At 74.2% G+C, this 16,507-nt stretch carries 17 protein-coding genes and 1 pseudogene; 11 read left to right on the top strand and 7 right to left on the bottom strand.

Going from position 1 to position 16,507, the window contains the following annotated elements:
* Nucleotides 1-9: 9 nt before the first annotated feature.
* The gene (locus IE98_RS0126900) at nt 10-891 is read right to left on the bottom strand and encodes a GH25 family lysozyme (protein ID WP_030273255.1); all 882 of its coding nucleotides are present in this window, start codon (nt 889-891) and stop codon (nt 10-12) included.
* Nucleotides 892-1,149: 258 nt separating this feature from the next.
* Between IE98_RS0126900 and IE98_RS0126895 the strand changes: the two genes are divergently transcribed.
* A complete protein-coding gene (locus IE98_RS0126895) occupies nt 1,150-1,686 on the top strand; it encodes a GNAT family N-acetyltransferase (protein WP_030273253.1) in 537 nt (178 codons plus the stop codon).
* A gap of 18 nt (nt 1,687-1,704) precedes the next feature.
* Here the strand turns inward: IE98_RS0126895 and IE98_RS0126890 are convergent, their stop codons facing one another.
* A complete protein-coding gene (locus IE98_RS0126890; RefSeq protein ID WP_106976715.1) occupies nt 1,705-2,073 on the bottom strand; it encodes a YkvA family protein in 369 nt (122 codons plus the stop codon).
* Between the two features lie 153 nt (nt 2,074-2,226).
* The gene (locus IE98_RS45105; protein WP_030273249.1) at nt 2,227-2,832 is read right to left on the bottom strand and encodes a hypothetical protein; all 606 of its coding nucleotides are present in this window, start codon (nt 2,830-2,832) and stop codon (nt 2,227-2,229) included.
* Between the two features lie 157 nt (nt 2,833-2,989).
* On the opposite strand from IE98_RS45105, the gene IE98_RS0126880 reads away from it, so the two are divergent.
* Nucleotides 2,990-3,220, top strand: a complete 231-nt coding sequence (locus tag IE98_RS0126880; RefSeq protein ID WP_030273247.1) for a hypothetical protein — start codon at nt 2,990-2,992, stop codon at nt 3,218-3,220.
* 35 nt (nt 3,221-3,255) lie between these two features.
* Here IE98_RS0126880 and IE98_RS0126875 read toward each other — a convergent pair whose 3' ends face one another.
* Complete coding sequence (locus IE98_RS0126875; protein WP_043175210.1) at nt 3,256-4,329, bottom strand: NAD(P)H-dependent flavin oxidoreductase; 1,074 nt, start codon at nt 4,327-4,329, stop codon at nt 3,256-3,258.
* Nucleotides 4,330-4,443: 114 nt separating this feature from the next.
* Here IE98_RS0126875 and IE98_RS0126870 point away from each other — a divergent pair, with 114 nt between their 5' ends.
* The 4 genes from IE98_RS0126870 to IE98_RS0126855 all read left to right on the top strand — a co-directional run bounded on the left by IE98_RS0126870 (nt 4,444) and on the right by IE98_RS0126855 (nt 9,348).
* Nucleotides 4,444-5,064, top strand: coding sequence for a hypothetical protein (locus tag IE98_RS0126870; RefSeq protein WP_052391015.1), 621 nt, complete (start codon nt 4,444-4,446; stop codon nt 5,062-5,064).
* A gap of 119 nt (nt 5,065-5,183) precedes the next feature.
* Nucleotides 5,184-7,118 (top strand): OmpL47-type beta-barrel domain-containing protein, encoded by a 1,935-nt coding sequence (locus IE98_RS0126865; RefSeq protein ID WP_030273241.1) that lies wholly within the window; start codon nt 5,184-5,186, stop codon nt 7,116-7,118.
* Between the two features lie 86 nt (nt 7,119-7,204).
* Nucleotides 7,205-7,840, top strand: coding sequence for a TetR/AcrR family transcriptional regulator (locus IE98_RS0126860; RefSeq protein WP_030273239.1), 636 nt, complete (start codon nt 7,205-7,207; stop codon nt 7,838-7,840).
* Nucleotides 7,841-7,944: 104 nt separating this feature from the next.
* Nucleotides 7,945-9,348, top strand: a complete 1,404-nt coding sequence (locus IE98_RS0126855) for a hypothetical protein (RefSeq protein WP_159401080.1) — start codon at nt 7,945-7,947, stop codon at nt 9,346-9,348.
* Here the strand turns inward: IE98_RS0126855 and IE98_RS43160 are convergent.
* Nucleotides 9,311-11,431 carry an amino acid adenylation domain-containing protein gene (locus IE98_RS43160; RefSeq protein ID WP_030273235.1) on the bottom strand — a complete coding sequence of 707 codons (2,121 nt, stop codon included), beginning with the start codon at nt 11,429-11,431 and terminating at the stop codon, nt 9,311-9,313. The two genes, IE98_RS0126855 and IE98_RS43160, sit on opposite strands and share 38 nt — an antisense overlap.
* 524 nt (nt 11,432-11,955) lie before the next feature.
* Here IE98_RS43160 and IE98_RS43155 point away from each other — a divergent pair.
* The 3 genes and pseudogenes from IE98_RS43155 (at nt 11,956) to IE98_RS0126835 (ending at nt 14,036) form a co-directional block, all read left to right on the top strand.
* Nucleotides 11,956-12,741 (top strand): annotated as a pseudogene (locus IE98_RS43155) (ferritin-like domain-containing protein).
* Between the two features lie 99 nt (nt 12,742-12,840).
* Nucleotides 12,841-13,197 carry a DUF1330 domain-containing protein gene (locus IE98_RS0126840; RefSeq protein ID WP_030273234.1) on the top strand — a complete coding sequence of 119 codons (357 nt, stop codon included), beginning with the start codon at nt 12,841-12,843 and terminating at the stop codon, nt 13,195-13,197.
* Nucleotides 13,198-13,391: 194 nt separating this feature from the next.
* Entirely contained in the window at nt 13,392-14,036 is a 645-nt protein-coding gene (locus IE98_RS0126835) for an HNH endonuclease family protein (protein WP_030273233.1), read from the top strand.
* Between the two features lie 106 nt (nt 14,037-14,142).
* Here the strand turns inward: IE98_RS0126835 and IE98_RS0126830 are convergent, their stop codons facing one another.
* Entirely contained in the window at nt 14,143-14,631 is a 489-nt protein-coding gene (locus IE98_RS0126830; RefSeq protein WP_030273231.1) for a glutathione peroxidase, read from the bottom strand.
* Nucleotides 14,632-14,823: 192 nt separating this feature from the next.
* Between IE98_RS0126830 and IE98_RS0126825 the strand changes: the two genes are divergently transcribed.
* A complete protein-coding gene (locus IE98_RS0126825) occupies nt 14,824-15,546 on the top strand; it encodes a flavodoxin family protein (RefSeq protein ID WP_030273229.1) in 723 nt (240 codons plus the stop codon).
* Nucleotides 15,547-15,824: 278 nt separating this feature from the next.
* Here IE98_RS0126825 and IE98_RS0126820 read toward each other — a convergent pair whose 3' ends face one another.
* Entirely contained in the window at nt 15,825-16,082 is a 258-nt protein-coding gene (locus tag IE98_RS0126820) for a hypothetical protein (RefSeq protein ID WP_030273227.1), read from the bottom strand.
* Between the two features lie 61 nt (nt 16,083-16,143).
* On the opposite strand from IE98_RS0126820, the gene IE98_RS0126815 reads away from it, so the two are divergent.
* Nucleotides 16,144-16,507, top strand: a 364-nt coding sequence (locus IE98_RS0126815; protein WP_159401079.1) for a transposase, incomplete at its 3' end; no start/stop codon positions are given.

Genomic DNA, 16,507 nt, shown 5'->3' with positions numbered 1-16,507 from the left:
GGCGGTGGGTCAGCCGAGGGCCAGGGCCTTCAGGCGGTCGTAGGCGCCGTTGAAGCGGTTCTGGTCGCCGGGGAGGGTGCCGGAGTCGGCGTACTGCCAGATGGTCTGGTAGCTCCAGCCGGCCGGCAGGGTGCCGACGGCGGAGGCGTAGCGGGCGATCCACAGCGGGTTGGTGGCGCCGAAGCCGCTGTAGTTGCCGGTGCACTGCTGCCACCAGTTGGTGGTGGTGTAGATCGTCGGGTACCGCCCGGTGCGGGTGTGCACGGTGGTGCTGAAGGAGCGGATCCACGACACCATCGCGCTCTGGCTCAGGCCGTAGCAGGTGGCGCCGTACGGGTTGTACTCGATGTCGAGGGCGGGCGGCAGGGTCCTGCCGTCGGCGGACCAGCCGCCGCCGTGGTTGACGAACCAGGTTGCCTGGGCGGAGCCGGAGGAGTTGTCCGGCAGCGCGAAGTGGTAGGCGCCGCGGATCAGTCCGGCCTGGTAGGAGCCGTTGTACTGCTGGGCGAAGTACGGGTTGGTGTAGGTGGTGCCCTCGGTGGCCTTCACGTACGAGAACCGGGCGCCGTTGGCGGCCGCGGTGCTCCAGGCGACGTTCCCCTGCCAGCCGGAGACGTCGTTGCCGAGGGTCTGGGTGACGGCCAGGGTGCGGGCGGGGCCGCCGGTGCCGCGGCCCTCGTGGGCGGGGACGGTGGAGCCGGCGTAGTCGCGGTCGAAGTGGTGCGCGGGGCGTGGTCCGGCGGCCAGTGCGGGGGCGGACGCGCCGAGGACCAGCGCCACCGAGGCGGCCGCGGTGGCGCAGCGGCGCAGCCGGGCGCCGGGGCGGGTGCGCCGGCGCGGTCCGGCGGGGGCGGCGAGGGGTCTTGCGGAGTGCGGGGCGGTGGGGGGCACGAGCTACTCCTTCGCATACGTGGGGCCGCGGGATGCCAAGGGGCTACCCGCGTAGCCCCGAGGTTAGGGGTGAACCCGCGCCCGTCGGGAGGTTGTTGATGCACCATCAGGCTGCGCTCGGGAGCGCCGAGTCCCCGGACGGGTGCGCCCGCCGGCCGCCGGCGCACCACCCGCGCACCCCGAGGCCCTTTCCGTGCGCACACCCGTGCATGGCACGATGGCAGGGCCAGCCCGCCGCCGCCGACCCCGGAGCAGCCCGTGCAGCCCGTGCAGTCCGAACCCGCCTTCCGCGCCGCCGGACCGGCCGACGTGCCCGCCGTCGTCGCCCTGGTCGAGTCCGCCTACCGCGGGGAGGCCAGCCGGGCCGGCTGGACCACCGAGGCCGACCTGCTGGACGGGCAGCGCACCGACGAGGCGGGTGTCGCCGAGGTCGTCGCCCGCCAGGGGTCCGTGGTGCTGCTCGCCGAGGCGGACGGAGCCCTGCTCGCCTGCTGCCACCTGGAGCGCCGCACCGGCGCGGCCTACTTCGGCATGTTCTCCGTCCGCCCGGCCCTGCAGGGCGGCGGCATCGGCCGCTCCGTCCTGGAGCGCGCGGAGCGGCACGCCCGCGAGGAGTGGGGCATCGACCGGATGGAGATGACCGTCATCGAGCAGCGCGCCGACCTGATCGCCTGGTACGAGCGGCGCGGCTACGTGCGCACCGGCGAGTTCGAGCCCTTCCCGTACGGCGACGAGCGCTTCGGCGTGCCGCTCCGCCCCGACCTGCGCTTCGAGCGGCTGGTCAAGGCGCTCTGAGACGGCTGCCGGCCGGGGTCAGTCGGCGCGGACCTGCTGCTGCGACCACTCCAGGTAGCGGCCGGACTCCCGGGTGAGGCCGGCCAGGAACCACACCAGCACGGCGGTGTCGTCCGTCCAGCCGACGAACGGGATGATGTCCGGCACCGCGTCGATCGGGCTCAGCAGGTAGACCGCGCACAGCACGGCGAGCGCCGCCAGCTTGCCCGGGCCGACGCCCGGGTAGCGGCCGGTGAGCACGTCGCGCACCAGCCGGGGCGTGGCCGCGACCCGGGCGCCCAGCCCCGGCGCCCCCGGCCGCTGGGTCTCCCGGTACAGGCCCCACGCCGACCGCGACACCGCGGCCCGGTCGATCCCCTGCAACCGCTTCGGTACGGGCTTGGCCACGGCGTCCTCCTCACTGTCCGGTGGGACGCGCCTGCCGCGCCCGCCGGTCCACGGTACGGGACGCCGCCCGTCCCGCCGTAGGGTCTTGTGCCCCGTGTGAGCCAGGACAACGGGGGAGTGCGGCCGGTTCCACCGTTCGCGCCCCGCCGGGGCTCAGCCGCCGTAGAGGTCGCGGCAGATCCGGGCCTGTTCGGAGCCGGGTGCCCACTGGCCCTGGCGTTCGGCCTCCGCGCACACCTTGATCGCGGTCGGGTGCGGCACGGCGGCCGTCGCCCGGGGGCGGGTGCCCGGACGCAGGTGCAGCGGTGAGCGGGCCGGCCCCGGGCGGGCCGTCCGGCTCGGCGCGTCGGCGGCCGCGGCGGTGTCCTCCGGGGCCCCCGAGGGGCTCGTGTCGGGGTCGTCGGCGGTCGGGTCGGTGGCCGGGCCGCTGCTGACGGTCGGGGCAGCGTCCGCGGGCGGGGCCGGCAACCGCGGGGCCGGGGTGGAGGGCGGCGCCGCACTGGCCAGCACCCCGGTGAGCTCGCCGGAGCCGCCGGCGCCGCCGGGGCCGCAGGTGGCCAGCATCCCGCCGAGCAGAGCGGCCCCGCCCAGCACGGCGGCCGCCGCGCCGACCGCCGCCCGCGGCCGGCGCGGCGCGGGCGCCGGGGGAGCGGCCGGGGGTGGGCCGGCCGGGGGTGGGCCGGTCGGCGGTGGCGGGCCGGGCGGCCGGTCCGCGGTCTCCCAGCCGTACGTCCACGGCGCCTTCCACTGCTCGTCCATCCCGGTCTCCCGTCCGTGCGGCGGGCCGCCCCCGCGGGTCGCGGCGGAGCCCGCCGTGCCCAACGAGCCGGGACACCCCCGTGGAACGGCACCGGGCGGCGGACACGGTGGTGCGGTGCGGGTGCGCGCCCCCGGGCCCCGGACGATGCTGGGGGGCATGAACAGCAACAGCACCACCGAACCCCTCGTCGAGGTCGCCGAGTTCCGCACCGACAGCCGCTACCGGCTGGTGCACTTCAAGGGCAGCGGCTGGAAGCCGCTCGCCCCCGAGGAGTTCGAGCCCGAGGTCAAGCACGCCTTCCCCGAGCTCGACCCGCACGACCCCGTCCTCGTGCACTGGGTCGACCGCCCCTGGGAGTGGCCCGCCTGGCACCCCGGCGAGGCCTGACCGACCGTCGGCCCCCGGCGGTCGGCGGTCGGCGGTCAGAGCGGGCGGCCGAGCAGCCTCCCGGCGTCCGCCAGCACCCCCGACAGGTAGTCGGCGGCCGCACCGCCGACCGCGAGCCCGGCGGCCTGCCCGGACCACAGGTTGACCAGATCCGACCTGCCCCGGGCGGCCGCCTCCGCGCGCAGCGGCAGCATCAGCGCGTTCTGCACCGGATAGGGCGGGACGGTCTCCTCGTGCACGGCCATCTCGCGGACGAAGCGGTTGACGATGCCGCGCGCCGTCCGGCCGGAGAACAGCCGGGTGAGCACGGTCGTCCGGGCCTCCGGGGAGAGCAGCGCCCGGCGGTGCACCTCGCTCGCCGCGGACTCCGCACAGGCCAGGAAACCGGTGCCGATCTGCACCGCGTCCGCCCCGAGCACCAGGGCGGCGGCCAGGCCCCGCCCGTCGGCGATCCCGCCCGCCGCCACCACCGGCACCCGCACCGCGTCCACCACCTGCGGGACCAGCGAGAAGGTGCCGACCAGCGACTCGCGCACCGGCGCGAGGAAGGCACCGCGGTGGCCGCCCGCGTCGCTGCCGGACGCCACCACCACGTCGACGCCCGCCCGCTCCAGCGCCTCCGCCTCGGCGACGGTGGTCGCGGTGCCGACCAGCAGGATGCCGCGGCGGCGCGCCCCCGCCACCAGCCGCTCCGGCGGCAGCCCCATCACCAGGCTGATCACCGGCGGAGCCGCCTCCAGCAGGGCGTCGACCTGCTCGTCGAAGTCCGGCCGGTGCAGCTCGGCCGACGGATCGGGCAGGCCCAGTTCGGCGTAGTACGGGTGCAGCCGCTCGACGTCCGCCGCGGTGGCGCCGGTCGCGCCCTCGCCCGGCTGCGGCACCCACAGGTTGACCGCGAACGGCCGGGAGGTCGCGGCGCGCAGGTCCTCCACCAGTCGGGTCAGTGCGTCGGGCCGCAGCTGGTGCGCCCCGAACGAGCCGAGTCCGCCCGCCTCCGAGACGGCCGCGGCCAGGGCCACCGACGACGCCCCGCCGCCGAACGGGCCCTGCACCACCGGGTGCTCCAGGCCCACCAGCTCGCAGAACCGGCCCACCGCGCGTGTGTTCATGACTGTGCGCTCCCTCGCTGTCGACGTTCCCGCCATGCTAGACGACCGGTCAACTATTCGCATCGAACGCCCCGCCCCCGGCCGTGTCGGAGGCTGGCCCTACCGTTGCGGCCCATGGGACTCTCGATCACCGTCGGCCTGCTCGACGACCTCGACCGCCACGACCCGGAGGGCGCCGCCCACCACGCCCGTGAGCTCGCCGTGCTCGCCGAAGCGCTGCAGGCCAAGGGGATCCACTGGAGCGAGCCCGCGCCCGCGGGCACCGGCCGCGCCGCCCGCACCGGCGGCTTCCCCTACGGGTACCTGCACCACCTGCGCCGGGTGTTCGTGCTGCGCCGCCGCGGCCCCGTCACCCCCGCCGCCACCACCGACCCGGAGCAGTACGACTGCGACCGCGGCGACGTCGAGGAGGAGACCCTGATGTTCTCCTCGCACCTGCTCTGCCACTCCGACTGCGCCGGCTACTACGTGCCCGCCGACTTCGACGACCCGGTGTTCCTGCCGGAGGAGGCCGGCGTCGCGGGCGGCGGAACGGTCGGCTCCACCGGGCAGCTGCTCGCCGAACTCCGGCGCCTGGCACCGGCGATCGGCATCTGCCCGGAGACCGCGGCCGCCACCGCGGACCCCGTCGTCGCTGCGGACGACCCGTACGAGGCGGAGAAGCACGCCTGGTACGTGCTGCACGGCGCCTGCCGGGAGAGCCTGGCCACCGGCCGCGCGATCGTCTTCCACTGAGGACGGCCCGACGGCCCGGCCCGGGATGCAGGTCCGGGCCGTCGCCGGGGCCGCCGTCGGAGTGACACTCCGTCGAGTCGTGACGGAGTGTCGTCAAAGTCGTGCCTAGCGTGACAGGCATGACTGCAGATCGTTCCCTCGGCGCCCCGGGCGGGCCGGGTCTCGCCGGGGCGACCCGGCGCGGCGGGCTCGCGGCGCTCTTCGTCCTGGTCCTGGCCCTGTTCACCGTCGCCGCGGCGATCACCCCGGCCGCGGCCGCGCGCCGGGCGGGCGGCACCGTGTCCGTGCAGTTCGAGAACAAGAGCGACCGCGACCTGACGGGCTTCGCCATCAACGTGCCCGAGGGGTGCCTGATCCCCTTCGCGCCGGCGACGATCCCGGCCGGCACCACCGCGACCTGGTCGGTGGGGCCGTGCAACTCCGCGTACGGCACCCGGGGGACGGTCGACTACACCGTGCAGGGGGAGAACGGCGCCACCCTGCGGATCGGCTGGGACGTGCCCTTCACCGGGGCCAACGCCTACACCGAGTCGGCGCCCACCGGCTACGTGATCGGCCACACCGGCGGCACCGACCCGCAGACCCCCGTCCGCTGGACCTTCGACTGCAACTCCAAGACCTGCGACGGCATCCCGGACGCGTGGAAGCTGAACGGCGTCACCCTCGACCCCGGTGACGGCAGCGGCGCCAAGTTCATCGACCTCAAGGCGATGGGCGCCGACGTCAACCGGCCCGACGTATTCGTCCAGCTCGACTGGATGGCCGGCACCGCGCACAGTCACGCGCTCGACCCCGCCGCGATCAAGAAGGTCGTGGACGCCTTCAAGAACGCGCCGTACAGCAAGCGGGGGCAGACCGGCACCGGCATCAACCTGCACATCGACGCCGGGCCCACCAGCATCATGAACTTCGCCACCAACACCACCTGGGGCACCTTCAGCCGGGCCAGGCAGCTCACCGAGACGGCCAACCTCGGCACCACCGTCAACGGCCTCTACCAGTGGGACGCCTTCACCACGCTGAAGAACGCCACCGGCGGCTTCCGCAGCACCGCACGGGGGCCGATCTTCCACTACGCGATCTCCGCCCACAACCTGGAGTCCGGCTCCTCCTCCAGCGGGATCTCGGCCGGCACGCCCGGCAGCGACCTCATCGTCAGCCTGGGCAGCTTCACCAACAACGTCGGCACCGTCGACGAGCAGGCCGGCACGCTGATGCACGAGCTCGGCCACAACCTCGGCCTGCGGCACAGCGGCGACTCCGACATCCCGAACCACGAGCCGCAGTACTTCAGCGTGATGAACTACAGCTACCAGTTCGGCCTGACGGTGGGGACGACGAAGGGCCTCGTCGACTTCTCGCGGCAGAACCTGTCGCTGAACGAGACCGCCCTCGACGAGCGGGTCTACCCGCCGACCAGCCCGCTCTACGACGTCAGCCACTTCTGCCCCGGCATCGACGGGACGGTCGGCAAGTTCGTCACCGTCCAGTCGAACAAGGCCGCCGTGGACTGGAACTGCGACGGCCGGATCTCCGACACCGAGGTCGGCGTCGACGTCAACGGCGACGGCACCCGGACCGCGCTCGCCGGACACGACGACTGGAACGCCCTGGTGCTGCGCGGCGGCGCCGTCGGCCACTCCGGGGCCGAGGCCGCCGGCGTCCCGGCGCCGACCCTCGAGAACGAGGCGACGCCCCAGGACGAGGCGATGGACCTGCCGGTGGACGTCACCCCGCCGGTCACCACCGCCCGGACGAGCGCGCACCCGCACAAGGACGGCGGCGGACACCCGGGCGAGGGCGGCCACCAGGGCCAGGTGCGGGTCGTCCTCACCGCCACCGACGACCTCTCCGGGGTCGCCATGACCGAGTACAACCTCGACAGCAGGGGCTGGCAGACCTACACCGGGCCGATCGTGGTGACCGGCGAGGGCAAGCACCGGCTGCTCTACCGGTCCGTCGACCACGCGCAGAACCAGGAGACGGACGAGTTCCTCGTCCTGAGGGTCGACCGGAACTCCGAGTGGCACCAGGAGCCGAACACCGGCCACTGAGCGTGCACGCCGGTGCCCCGGCCGAGACCTCCCGGCCGGGGCACCGGCACGCCCGGGACGTAGTTGACCGACCGTATACTCGCCGCATGGGACGGAGCAGCACGGCACAGGAGCGACTGCTCGACGCCGCCTGCGACCTGCTGCACAGCAGCGGCTACTCGGCCGTCGGCGTCGCCGAGATCTGCGCCCGGGCCGAGGTCAAGAAGGGCAGTTTCTACCACTTCTTCGCCTCCAAGCAGGCGCTGACCCTCGCCGCCGTCGACGCGCACTGGACGCAGCAGCGGCCGGTCTGGGAGGCCCTGCTGGGCGCCGCCGGACAGCCGCCGCTGGAACGCCTGCGGCGTCTGCTGGACGCCCAGGCCGCGGCGCAGCGGGCCGACAAGGCCGGTGGCGGCAGCGTCCGCGGCTGCCTGCTCGGCAACCTGGCCCTCGAACTCAGCGGCCGCGAGCCGGAGATCCAGGCCCGGCTCGCCGAGATCTTCGACGAGCAGGCCGCGCTGGTGCAGGGCGTCCTCGCCGAGGCGGCCGCCACTGCCCCGGTTGTTGCGGCGCCGGTCGCCGCCGGCCCGGTTGCTGCGGCGCAGGTCGCCGCCGACCTCGCGACCGCCCGGGCGGTGGTGGCACAGCTGGAGGGCGCGGTGCTGCTCGCCAAGCTCGCCGACGACCCGGGCCGGCTGGACAGCCTGTGGCCCGCCGTGCAGCGCCTCGTCCGGGCCGACTGAGCACCGGACGACCGTCCCGCGGGCTCCCGGGATGACCGGCTCCACCAGGGGTGCTTTCGTCCGAACGCACCGCGGGCGGCCCGCCGTGACCGTACGCTCACCCGATGGGGAGACAGCCGACGGACGCGGCGCAGTGGCAGCAGGCCTGGACGGACGGCGGGCGACGGGCCGTGCACATCGGCGACGTCGCCGACTTCAACGCCCAGTTCGTCCCGCAGAGTCCGGCCGCCCGCCGGCAGGCGCACCACTACTCCTGCCTCGCCGCGTTCTACACCCCCGACCCGGCCGCGCTGCTGCTGCCCGGCGAACCCGACGCGGAGTGGACGGCGTGGCTGGTACGGGAGTTGGCCTGGGGGCCGGTCGAGCTGCACACCGGACTCGCCGACGAGCACGGCACCGTCCGCGGCACGCTCGCCGTCCGCCCGGCCCTGCGCGAGGGCATCGAGCGGCTCGGCCTGCCCGTCCGCCCCTGGGGACGCACCGCCGGGCCGGGCCTAGAGGCCGTCCACCACTACGAGTCCAAGGCCGCCTCGCACGAGCTCTTCACCCGCACCGCGGCCGGGCACCCGGGCATCCAGGTGCCCCGTCAGCGACCCGCCCGCTCCGCCCGGCAGGCCGCCCGGATGCTCGCCGCCCTGGCCCGCCGCGGCGAGACCGCCGTCCTCAAGGCCCACCACGGCGTCGGCGGGTACGGCACCGCCGTCGTCACCCCGCAGGAGACCGCCGCGGCGGGCGGCGCCCGGGCGCTGTTGCGCGGTCTCACCGCCGGGGGCGTCCTGCCGGCCGGCGGCAGGCTGCTGGTCGAGGAGTACGTCCCCGGGCGGGGCCGGCTGCGGAACCTGACCTTCGACGCGGTGATCGCCGGCGACGGCACCGTGCACCCGGTCGGCACCGCCGTGATGCACGTCGACGGCACCAGCTACCGGGGCGCCACCGCCGGCCCCGGCGCGGTGCCGCCGCGGGCGGCCGCCACCGCGGAGGCGTTCGGCCTCGCCGTCGGCGCCGAACTCGCCCGCGCGGGCCACCGCGGCTGGTACGACGTCGACTTCGTCACCGACCCGGCCGGACGGCTCGCCCCGACCGAGACCAACCTGCGGCTCACCGGCCCCGCCGTCGCCTTCGTGCTCGCCGCCCGGCTCGACGCGGTGCACGGCCCCGGCCACCGGGTCCGCACCCTGGACCGGCTGCCGCTCGGCGCCCGCCTGCCGCAGCAGGCGCTGTTCGCGCACCTGGCCCGACTCGCCGAGCGCTGCGAGCGGTTCGGCGTGCGCCTGCTGCCGACCATCCCCACCGCGAGCTGGGAGGAGCTGCCCACCGTGGGGGTGGCCCTGGCCGCCCGCGCCGAGGACACGGTGACGGCGCTGGACGCACTGGACGCGGCGGAGGCGGTCGTCCGGGCGGCCGGTGAGGCCCTCGCCGACCCCTTCGACGCGCTCGCTCCCGACACGCTCGCCCCCGACGCGCCCGGCGTCAGCGCCCGACCTCCGAGGGGCCGCGCCGCTCGGTGACCGTCCGCCCGGCCGTCGACCGCCCGGCCGCCGTCCCCGCGGCCGTCGACCCCCGTGCGAACATGAACGCCCCGACGACCGCCGCGGCGGCGATCAGCGTGACGTTGAACGTGTAGACCATGAACGCCTGCCGTCCCCAGTCGGTCGGCCTCGTCAGCCGGTACATGTTGTCCTGCGGCCACCAGGCGACGAGCAGCCAGACGATCGCGAGATGGGTGAGCCGGGTGAGGACCGGCCCGCGGCCGAGGCGTGTGACCGCGGGGTGCCCGAAGAAGAGGAACGCCGTCCCCAGGGCGAAGCCCAGCCACTCCGCCGCGTACAGCACCTCGAACGCGAGGGTGTAGCTGCCCGGCACCGCCGAGAGGTCGGTGGAGCCCGGCCAGAAGGTGTCGGTGAGGGACGCACTGCCGAAGAAGGCGAAGAACAGGACCAGCACGACCAGGCACCCCCGGGTGAACCCGTCCGCCTCGACCCGTCCGCCACCGCCCTTGGCGGAGCCCGCGGTCTTGCCCGAGGCCCTGCCCGCGCCGTCCACGTGGGCGCGCGGCGCGGGCAGCGGCAGCGCCGCGCGGTCCAGCTTCCCGGCGCGGGTGCGCGGCAGCGCTGGCACGGGGACGACGGCCTCCGGGACGAGCTCCGGGGGCAGCAGATCGGCGAGGTACTCCCGGACGGCGGAGGCCTCCGGCCCGGCGCCCTCCGCCGTCACCACGTAGGCCACCAACGGCCGCTTCGCCGTGCCGTCCTCGGGACCGAGGGCGGTCACCGCGCACTCCCGCACCTCCGGGTGGCCGCGCAGGACGGCCTCCGCCTCGGCGGCGTTCGCGGTGCCCGCCCCGGAGTCCCGGCCGATGTACTCCAGCAGCCCGTCCTGGCGCCGCCGCGCCAGATCGCCGGTGCGGTACGCGCGGTCGTCGACGCCCGGCAGGAAGGCGAACCGGGACGCGGTCAGGTCGCCCAGACGCGGGTAGCCGCGGCCGACGCCCGGCCCGGTGAGGCAGATCTCGCCGATGTCGCCGTCCGGGACGGGGCGGTCGTCCGGGCCGATCAGGTGGACCCCGTTGCCGGGGAACGGCCGGCCGATCAGCGAGATCCGCTCGGGCTCCGCCACGTCCCCGCCGAGCTCGGCCGGGTCGAACCAGGTGCTGTCCACGCCCGCCTCGGCGACGCCGTACACGTTGATCACCCGGACCCCGGGGCCGAGGTAGCGCTGCATCCTCAACTGCTCGTCCAGGTACCACTTCTCGGCGCCGACCGTGAGCAGCCGCAGCGCACCGAGCTCCAGGCCGCGCGGCTGCAGGTGGTCCAGCAGCCGGCGCGCGGTGTGGACGTTGGTCTCCATCACGGTGATCCGCTCGTCGACCACCAGCCGGTGCAGCTCGGAGAGTTCGGCCGTCCGGTCGAGCGTGAAGTTGCGCTTGGCCATCACCAGGGTGCCGCCGGTGCACAGGGCGCGGATCCAGTCCGCGGTGAAGACGTCGAACTCCAGGGTCGCCGTCTGCAGGAACCGGTCCGCCGGTGTCAGCCCGTACACCTCGCGCCAACCCCGGTACGAGTGCAGCAGGTTGCGGTGCTCGACCAGGGCGCCCTTGGGCAGGCCGGTGGAGCCGGAGGTGTAGAAGACGCAGACCGGCTGGTCGCCGGCGACGTCGACGGCGAGCGGCCCGTCCGCCTCGGCGGCGACCGCGGCGGCCGAGGTGTCCAGGCAGAGCACCACGGCCTCCCCGGAGTCCGCCAGCCGCACCCGGTGCACCTCCTCGGTCACCACCACGGCCGGTGCGGCGTCCGCCAGCACGTGCCGGATCGTCCGGTCCGGGCCGGTCGGCTCCAACGGCACGTACGCCGCGCCGGTCTTGAGCACCGCCAGCAGCGCCGTGATCAGCTCCGTGCTGCGGCCGAGCGCGACCGCAGCGCAGCCGCCCGGGCCGAGCCCGAGCCCGGCCAGGTGCCGGGCCAGCCGGTTCGCCCGCCGGTCCAACTCCCCGTACGTCAGCCGGACCTCCCCGCAGACCACGGCCGATGCGTCCGGTGCGCGCAACGCCTGCTCCTCGAACAGGCCGTGCACGGTCCGAGCCTCCCCCTGCATGCTCCAACCCCTCCCTCGTCGGCGTGCCGCCCTGAGCCTGCCCGCCCCCACTGACAGTGTGCAGCCAGTACGCCTGGGTGACCGGCCGGACGTGCGAGGTAGTTGCGGGTCCGTCACCGGATCGGGACGTCCCGCGGACGCGCATCGGCTAGGAGTTGTCCTCAGAGGAGACCCGGGAGATCGATTCTGGGGCGTGTGGGGGCACCTCCCGCCCGAAGGCCCGGGGATAACTGCGCAGTCCGGGATCGGTGCTCGTGGCCGATCCGGCTCACCCCTGGTCCGCACGGTGGCCCGCATCCGCATCGCGCAGTTCCCCGCGCCCCTGTGCGTACCCGTCGACTTCGAAGATCGTGCCACGGCCGGCCCGATTGAGCACCGGTTGCCCGCGCGTCGGCCGGTTGCTCGCCGGTCGCCCGCGCCGCGGGGAACGGCATCGCGGGGAAAGGGGCGACCGCCCGGGCGCGTCCTCCCCGGTCCAGGGGGAGCCGCCCCGGTCGGCGGGGCGGGCGGGGGAGGGGATCGTCGTGGCCGCAGCAGAGTTCGCCGCGTGGGAACGGCACTTCGAGGCCGAGCGGGACCACCGTGCCGCCGGACCCGACATCGGTTGGGAGTCGGGTGCGCGTCTGTCGCCGGCGGTGCGGGCGAGCATCCGGCGCTTCCGGCTCGGCGAGGACGGCGACGGCGCGGACCTGTTCGCCAAGGCGGACGCCGCCGGCGACCCGTACTATGCCGCAGCCGTGCGGCTGTTCGAGGACGAGGAGCACAACCACGCCCGGCTGCTCGCCCGGCTGCTGGAGGCGGGTGGGGCGACGGCCTCGGCCGGGCACTGGAGCGACACGGTGTTCGCGCGCATGCGCCGCTCGGCGGGGCTCCGCGGCGAGCTGCTGCTCCTGATGGTCGCGGAGGTCGTGGCCCTGCGCTACTACCGGGCGCTGCGCGACGGCTCCGGCGATCCGCTGACCGCCGAGGTCGCCCGGCGCATCCTGGCGGACGAGGAGCGGCACGTCCCCTTCCACTGCGCCCGGTTGCGCGCGTTCGTCGCGGAACTGCCCTGCGCGGCCCGGCGGCCGTTCCTGGCGGGCTAGGGGGTGCTGCTCCTCGGCGCGGGTCTGGTGGTGGCCGCCGACCACGGCCGGGCACTGCGCGAACTCGGGATCGGGCGAGGGCTTTTCGTGGCGGACGTGGCCCGGTCGGCCGGGCCGGTGGCCGCTGCGATCCTCGGAGCCGACCCGCTGCCGGTGCCGATCGTGCCCACCGAGCCGACGGAGCCCGCCGTCGCGGCAGCTTCGGTGGCACGGCTCCCCGGGTGACCGATGAATGACCGATGCGGCGTCAACTCCCCTTGTCTACGGTGGAGTCAACGGGCGGCCGACCGGCGGGCCCGGCACCGCACCAGAGGGGGACCACCCATGACCGCCTTCGCCATCGCCCGGATGCGCGCCATCGACTTCGGCCCGGACATCGTCGAGTACCTGCGCCGGATCGACGCCACCCTGGAGCCCTACGGCGGCCACTTCGTCGTCCACGGCGGCGCCTACCGGGTGCTGGAGGGGGAGTGGTCCGGCGACACCATCGTCATCGCCTTCCCGGACGGCGAGCGCGCCCACGCCTGGTACGACTCGCCCGTCTACCGGGAGATCATCGCCCTGCGCACCGACCACTCCACCGCCGACCTGATCATCGTCGAGGGGGTGGGGGAGGGGTACCGCGGCGAGGACGCACTGGCCAAACTGCTGCCCGCCCACGAGGGCAACGGCGGCGCCTGACCCCGGCCCGGACGGGCCGCTGCTGACCGTCCATCAGATCGTAGCGGGGGCGTGTACGCCCGGTGTGCACGCCCGCCGCAAAGAATTAACCTCCGCGGTCTACTCGCGTAAACCCCAGGAGCAGCAAGCTTGTTGAGCGCCCGGAACCAGTCCGTCCGGGTGCTCTTCGCGCTTCCCGTCCCCTGGAGTCACGCATGCGCTCGATACGTCCGCTGCGCCGCACCGCCGCCGCGCTCGGCGCCGCCGCCCTCGCCGCCACGGCCCTGATGACCAGTGCCGGCACCGCCGAGGCCGCACTGCCCACCCCCGTCTCCACCAGCACCGCGAAGACCTACCTGGCGAGCCTCACGGTCGCCGCCGAGTCCCACGAGTCCACCTACGACCGGAACCTCTTCCCGCACTGGATCACCATCTCCGGCACCTGCAACACCCGCGAGACGGTGCTGAAGAGGGACGGCGTCGGCGTCACCACCGACTCCGCCTGCGCCGCCACCGGCGGCACCTGGACCTCCGCCTACGACAACGTGGTGACCACCAGCGCGTCCAGCTTCGACATCGACCACCTGGTGCCGCTCGCCGAGGCCTGGCGCTCCGGTGCGTGGGCCTGGACGACCGCCCAGCGCCAGAACCTCGCCAACGACCTCACCCGCCCCCAGCTGATCGCCGTCTCCGCGAGCTCCAACCGCTCCAAGGGCGACCAGGACCCGTCGACCTGGCTGCCGCAGGCCTCCTACCGCTGCACCTACGTCCGCGCCTGGGTGCAGGTGAAGTACTACTACGGCCTGTCCGTCGACAGCGCCGAGAAGTCGGCGCTCACCTCGGTGCTCAACGGCTGCTGAGCCGTCCCGACCGCCCGCCGGTCGCTCCTGCGGCCGGAACGACGGACGCCCGGGCGCTCCCCTCGGGGGTGGGAGCGGCCGGGCGTCCGGTGAACGGCCGTGCGCGTCAGGCGGGCAGCTGCGCCTCGATGGCGGCCACGACCTCGTCCGCCTCGGGCGCGGTGCGGGGACGGAACCGGCCGACCACCGCGCCGTCCGCGGACAGCAGGAACTTCTCGAAGTTCCACTGCACGTCGCCGGCGGTTCCCTCGGCGTCCGCCACCTCGGTCAGGCGGGCGAAGAGCGGGTGCCGGTCCTCGCCGTTCACGTCGATCTTCTCGAACAGCGGGAAGGAGACCCCATAAGTGGTCGAGCAGAAGGTCTGGATCTCCTCGGCGCTGCCCGGCTCCTGGCCCAGGAACTGGTTGCACGGGAAGCCGAGCACCGTGAAGCCGCGGTCGGCGTAGCGCTGCTGCAGCCGCTCCAGCCCGGCGTACTGCGGGGTCAGGCCGCACTTCGAGGCGACGTTGACCAGCAGCAGCGCCTTGCCCTTGTGGTCGGCGAGCGAGGTCGGCTCACCGGCGAGGGTGCGCAGGGGGATGTCGTACAGGCTCAACGGAGGGTCCCTTCGGGGCGTTCTGTCGTACGGCTTCGGTACCGCGGCGCACAGTGTGCACCAGAGCGCACAACCGCGCGCGGACCGGATCTGTTCCCGGGCCGGCCGGCGCGCGGCCCGGGCGACGCGCCCCGCCACCCGGACGGCGGAGGGTGCTCGGCCGGTCGCTGCGCGTGTGCTCTGCTGACCGCCATGACCAACTCCGACGGCGTCGCCCACTACGAGGACCTGCGGGCCCTCTTCGTGAACTGCACCCTCAAGCGCTCCCCGGAGCGCAGCCACACCCAGGGTCTGATCGACATCAGCCGCGGGATCATGGAACGCCAGGGCGTGACGACCGAGCTGCTGCGCGCCGTCGACCACGACATCGCCACCGGCGTCTGGCCGGACATGACCGAGCACGGCTGGGAGACCGACCAGTGGCCGGTGCTCTACTCCCAGGTGATGTCCGCCGACATCCTGGTGCTGTGCGGCCCGGTGTGGCTCGGCGACAACTCCTCCGTCATGAAGAAGGTCATCGAGCGGCTGTACGCCTGCTCGTCGCTGCTGAACGACCGGGGCCAGTACGCGTACTACGGGCGGGTCGGCGGCTGCCTGATCACCGGGAACGAGGACGGCGCCAAGCACTGCGCGATGAACGTCCTCTACAGCCTGCAGCACCTCGGCTACGCGCTCCCGCCGCAGGCCGACGCCGGCTGGGTCGGCCCGGCCGGCCCCGGCCCGTCCTACCTCGACGAGGGCTCCGGCGGGCCGGAGAACGACTTCACCAACCGGAACACCACCTTCATGACCTGGAACCTGATGCACCTGGCCCGGATGCTCAAGGACGCCGGCGGCATCCCGGCCCACGGCAACCAGCGCTCCGAGTGGGACGCCGGCTGCCGCTCCGGCTTCGAGAACCCCGAGCACCGCTGAGAGCAGTGGATCCGGGGACGGGGAACCGAGCCGGCCGAGGGCGGACTTGGCCACCCTGGGCCCCGACCACCGGAGGGTCTGTACGGTCTGGTGGGGAGTGAAGTGGACCTGCTGAGGAGCGGGTTCGCAACGCTCTTCACCACGCGCTTCGTTTCCGGAGTTCACGGTGGCGTCCCTGGACGGCCGGATGATGATGAACACCACCGTCTGGGGCAATGGCACCGTCAGCACTATCGCCATTTGCCCAAGCTCTCACCGGGCGAAAGTCCGCCACAAGATCAACTGTCAGGGGCGGTCTCGACGTGGTCCGACACCGGATTCGTGACGAACACGCTCAGCCGGTAGGTGGTCGGCTGCATCAGTCGTCCACAGAAGGTGTCCAGGCGGGCCAACGTCCGGTCGATGCACTTGTCCGTCGCCCGGAGGCGGTCGATGTGAGCGCGCCATTCCAACTCGTCCTGAGTCTCGTAGACCGTCTCCCGGCGGCCCATGTCGGGGGCGAGGCGAGCAGCATCCCGCTGTCTCTTGAGCTGCACTGATCTTCGTGGAGTCCTTGAAGCCTGGGTTACGATCCGGGCGCAAGGAGAACCACCTGCAGTGCCAGCACCACGTAAGTGCCTTGATGAACTCCACGGGCGCGCCGTCCGCGAGGTCCGTTCCACCGGCCGCCCGGTGGCGCATGTCGCCCGGGACCTCGGTATCCACAAGGAGGCCCTGCGGTCGTGGGTCCGCCAGGCCGAGGCCGAGGCCGACGCCGGCGAGCGCGACGACCGCCTGACCGGCTCCGAGCTGGATGAGCTGAAGCAACTCCGGAAAGAGAATGCCGAGTTGAGGCGGGCCAACGAGATCCTCAGGGCCGCCGGGGTGAACTCAACCCGTCAGCGCAACATCCCAGGTGACGGAGGATGTGGCGCATGGCGAGGTTGGGTCGTCCGGGCATGTCGGACACACAGAAGCGAGA

The organism is Streptomyces sp. NRRL B-24484 (genome assembly GCF_000717715.1).
GTDB lineage: Bacteria > Actinomycetota > Actinomycetes > Streptomycetales > Streptomycetaceae > Kitasatospora.
This window is presented reverse-complemented; position numbering and strand designations above follow the sequence as displayed.